2 protein-coding genes and 3 pseudogenes are annotated in these 4,079 nt (G+C 61.3%); 4 read left to right on the top strand and 1 reads right to left on the bottom strand.

Features of this window, described 5'->3' with window-relative positions:
* Positions 1-65 precede the first annotated feature (65 nt).
* From PYV00_RS09075 to PYV00_RS09065, 3 genes and pseudogenes are all read left to right on the top strand, one after another.
* Positions 66-185: pseudogene (locus tag PYV00_RS09075) on the top strand (IS3 family transposase); the annotation flags it as partial.
* Between the two features lie 158 nt (positions 186-343).
* A complete protein-coding gene (locus PYV00_RS09070; protein WP_046194694.1) occupies positions 344-3,262 on the top strand; it encodes a Tn3 family transposase in 2,919 nt (972 codons plus the stop codon).
* A gap of 116 nt (positions 3,263-3,378) precedes the next feature.
* On the top strand, positions 3,379-3,600 hold the full coding sequence (locus tag PYV00_RS09065; protein ID WP_275227950.1) for a Gfo/Idh/MocA family protein: 222 nt from the start codon (positions 3,379-3,381) through the stop codon (positions 3,598-3,600).
* 31 nt (positions 3,601-3,631) lie between these two features.
* Here the strand turns inward: PYV00_RS09065 and PYV00_RS09060 are convergent.
* Positions 3,632-3,916, bottom strand: a pseudogene (locus tag PYV00_RS09060) (integrase core domain-containing protein); the annotation flags it as partial.
* Positions 3,917-3,972: 56 nt separating this feature from the next.
* Here PYV00_RS09060 and PYV00_RS09055 point away from each other — a divergent pair.
* Positions 3,973-4,079, top strand: a pseudogene (locus PYV00_RS09055) (IS5/IS1182 family transposase); the annotation flags it as partial.

The following is a 4,079-nucleotide window of genomic DNA, read 5'->3' as shown; positions in this document are numbered from 1 at the left end:
CCAACCCCAACGACATAGGGAATTTTAAGCGCCCACATCTGGGGAAGCTTCGGTGCCCGTTGACACCAGGGATGATCGTCAGCGACAACGGCACCGAACTGACCTCGAACGCGGTCCTCGCCTGGTGCGGGGAGATGGGGCTGGAGTGGCATTACATCGCCCCGGGCAAGCCGATGCAGAATGGGGTTCTCGTGACGGCGGTGCAAAAAGTGCCGCTAAGCAAGCTATTGAAACATAGCGATAAAAGCCGCGAGAAAATTGTAACCCATTGATATCATTGACCGGTGAGGTTTCTCGACCTTCAGCCGGCGGTGTGTAGGGTCTTTCCTGGGAGGGCCGAGTCGTGGATGCGCCGTTTCGACAATATCTTGGTTGCGAACGGTTTCCGGAGAATTTAACCGAACCCGAAGTCGCGCATTTCTTCTCGCTTTCCGAGGACGATCGGCGAACCGTCCGCCGCCGCCGGCGACCGTTAAACCGGTTGGGCGTGGCGCTGCAGGTTGGTTTTCTGCGCCTCACGGGAGCACCACTCAATTCCGTGGAGATGATTTCGCCGCAAGTGCTGGCTCATCTCGGTGCCGAGCTTGGGATTGCACCGCCCCGGCTTGCCTCAATCCGCGCGCTTTACCGCCGCCACCGCACGCTGTTCGAGCATCAGGACGCGGCGAAACAGGCACTGGGTTTGCGCGACCTCACCGAGCACGGGGAACGCGCGTTGAATGGCTTTCTGCGGCGCGAGGCCGGCGACAAATTCCTCGTGGACGAGTTGGAACAAGCCGCGCGCGCATGGCTCCGTGATCACCACTATGTCCAGTTGCCAACGCGACGGCTGAGGAGTTCTGCATCAGGCGCCCGGCGCCATTACGATGGCGGTCTGTTGGCCGGCGCGGTAGCCGCAGTGGGGATAGAACAGACGAAGGTCTGGCCGCTTGAGCTGTCGGAGACGATGCCAAATGGCAAGACGCGGTTGGAATGGCTTCGAGACAGTCCCGCGTCCCGTAAAACCAAAGGCCTCGCCGACCATATCGCGAAGATCGATTTTCTGAAGAAACTTGGGGCCGACAGGCTCCATCTTGGCTTGGCAGCCGGAATGCTGAACGCCCAGGCGAGATCAATGCTCTACCGCAAGCCTGCGACGCTCAAGCGGATGCGTGGTGAGCGCAAGACCATTGAAATAGCCTGCTTTCTGCGCTTGCAACTGCTGCGTCTCACGGATGGCGGTCTGGGGATGATCGACTACCGGATCGCCGATCTCTGGCGTCAGGCCCGAACCCGCGCCGAGGCGGCGGTCGAGGACGAACTGCGCCGACATCAAGCGTTGGTCTTGCAATTGGCAAGCCTTGTCGACGATGAGAATACCTCCGCTTCCGTCGCGCGCGACCAGATGCGCACCATGTTGGCGCCGTTCCTGCCGGCCAGCGCACACGGTCCATCCACGAAGGTTGGCCGGGTCCGGCGGGAACTGGCGACAGCAGGCAGAGGCGCGAGTGAGTTGTTGGGCGCGGCTTCGTCGATCAGCTTGGACCTGCCGTCGACGCACCCGCTTTCGCAGGCATTGACGACACTGGACCGGGTGGCGGGTTCGGAAATGGGACGATTGCCGGAAGGCACCGCCAATCCATTCGGTCGGACGTGGGCGTTCCTCATCGATCAACCGGACCGCGAGGCCGCCTTTGGCGGCTATAGGGCGGCGACGCTCATGCTGCTCAAACGCTCGCTGCGCAATGGGCAGGCCAGCGTCGACCACAGCCTGGAACACCGTGCTCCTGAGGACCGCCTGATCCCAAAGGCGCAATGGCAAAAGGAACGAGCACGGTTCGTGCGAAACCTCGCCGTGTCAGCCAAGCCGGAAGCGAACATCCGCTGGATCAAGGATGAACTCACGACGGCCCTGAAAGCCATCGATGCGGCGGTGTCGAGAGGCGATATCCGGATTGAAAACGACCGATTGGTCGTTCCAAAACTCAAGGCGGCTCCCGAAGACGAAAGGCTCAAGGCCATTCGCCGCGAACTGTTCGCCGGTGTCGGAAAGATCCAGTTGCCGGATCTGCTGATCGCCATCGATGCCGCCACGCGCTTTTCCTGGGCGCTGTTGGGCAGGTCACCCGCAAGCGAGCATGAACTCATAATCCTCTACGCGGCCCTGATCGCCTTGGGCTCAGATCTGACCGCCGCCGACATGGCGCGCATGACGCTCAATATTGAAGCCGACGCAGTCGGCGAGATGATGCGCCGCATCGAGGCGAATGGTCGATTGCCGGCGGCCAACCGCTTGGTGCTTGATCATTTCAGGACGCTTCCGGTCACCAGGCTGTGGGGAGGCGGAATTCAGGCATCGGCCGACATGATGAGCCTTGATGCAACCCGCCATCTCTGGACAGCCCGCCATGATCCGCGACGGCGCACGCCGGCTGTCGGAACCTACACCCATGTGCTCGACCAATGGGTGATCCTGCATGACCAGGCCGTCGTCCTGAACCGACGGCAAGCCGGGGCCGCTATCGAAGGGGCTCTTCGCCACGAAGCCGTCGATCTCCACCGTGTCGCGGTGGATACGCATGGCCACACACATTTCGGTATGGCGCTGGCCAATCTGGTGGGGTTTGATCTCGCGCCGAGGCTGGCCGGCATGAACAAGCGCAAGCTCTATCTCCCGCGTGGCCTCGATGTACCTGCCAGCCTGCGGCCAATTGTGAGCGAGACCGTCTCAACCAGCGCCATCACTCGGGGATGGGACCCGCTCCTCCGAATTGCGGCATCGACCAAGAGTGGTTGGTGTTCCGCGACCTACGTTTTGGACCGCTTTGGCAGCGCCGCGCGGGGCGATGAGGCGTTTCAGGCAGGGGATGCCTTCGGCAGGCTGTTACTGACCCGCTTCCTGGGCGCTTATCTCGGCGATCCGGCGTTCCGTGGGATGAATGACGCTTTGCTCAGCCAAGGCGAGTCGGTCCACACCCTGCAGCGCGCGATCTATTCCGGGCCGATCGGCGCACGGCATGGCCGCACGCCCGAACAAATGGCCGCGATATCATCAGGCCTGACACTGCTTACCAACGTTATCATGACGTGGAACGCGACCCGGATCGGTGAGGTTCGAGCGCGAATGCCGGACACCTTTCCGGATCATCACATCATGCACATCGCCCCCAATGCGCACGAGCATATCAACACCAAAGGCGTCATCACCATTGACGTCTCGCCACACCGGGATCGGCTCCTGGGCGGGAAACCGCCAGCGGCCGGGATCAGGAGCGTAACATGAAAAACCTCCAGAATGAGGGATATCAATCACTTACCGCGAGCGACGCGCTATTATATCAGCAATTTCAATGGGTTGCTTAGCGACACTTTTTGCACTGCCGTCACGAGAACCCCAAGATGCGCGCTTTGATCCGCGAAGGCGTGATCGGGCCGGTTTCGATGATCAATTCGTGGAACTACGGCAATTTCCTCTACCGTCCCCGTCGGCCTGAGGAATTGCGCACCGACGCGGGCGGCGGCATCATCTACAACCAGGTTCCGCATCAGGTAGACGTGGCGCGCCTGCTCGGGGGCGGCATGGTCCGCAGCGTACGTTCGATGGCGTGGACGCTCGATTGACCGGCCCCCACCGAGTGGTCCGATCGGATTGTTAGTGCATTGACGCCTCCATCGCCAGTGTCGGCCGTAGGTGGAGCGAAGCGGAACCGGAGGGCGACACTGGCGATGGAACGGCCTCCGGCGCCGGTGGTCGATATCCGAGCGAGCTGTGCGGCCGGACGGTGTTGTAATGGCGCCGCCACGCCTCGATCAGGATCTGGGCCTCGGCGAGCGAGTAGAAGATTTCGCCGTTAAGCAGTTCATCGCGCAGCGACCCGTTGAAGCTTTCGCAATAGCCATTCTCCCATGGGCTCCCTGGCGTGATATACAGGGCTTTGTTGCATATCAAAGTGATGGATTCCCTTGAGGAATCGGAAGACGTAGATGGTCGGGATGCCCAAGCCGACGCCCACGAAGTATCGCACGACCAACTGACCCGAGTATAACGCTGCGCTGAAGAGGCGCGGGTCGCTGGAGGTTTGGTTTGATCCTGGGATGGC

Origin of the sequence: Novosphingobium album (ex Liu et al. 2023) (genome assembly GCF_029076845.1) — a bacterium.
Taxonomy (GTDB): domain Bacteria; phylum Pseudomonadota; class Alphaproteobacteria; order Sphingomonadales; family Sphingomonadaceae; genus Novosphingobium.
The sequence above is the reverse complement of the archived record's forward strand: the minus strand, read 5'-3'. Positions and strand labels throughout refer to the sequence as shown.

Bases quoted from the DNA above. Each gene is read 5' to 3' on its own strand.
- PYV00_RS09065 (WP_275227950.1), top strand. From the start codon at position 3,379: ATGCGCGCTTTGATCCGCGAAGGCGTGATCGGGCCGGTTTCGATGATC.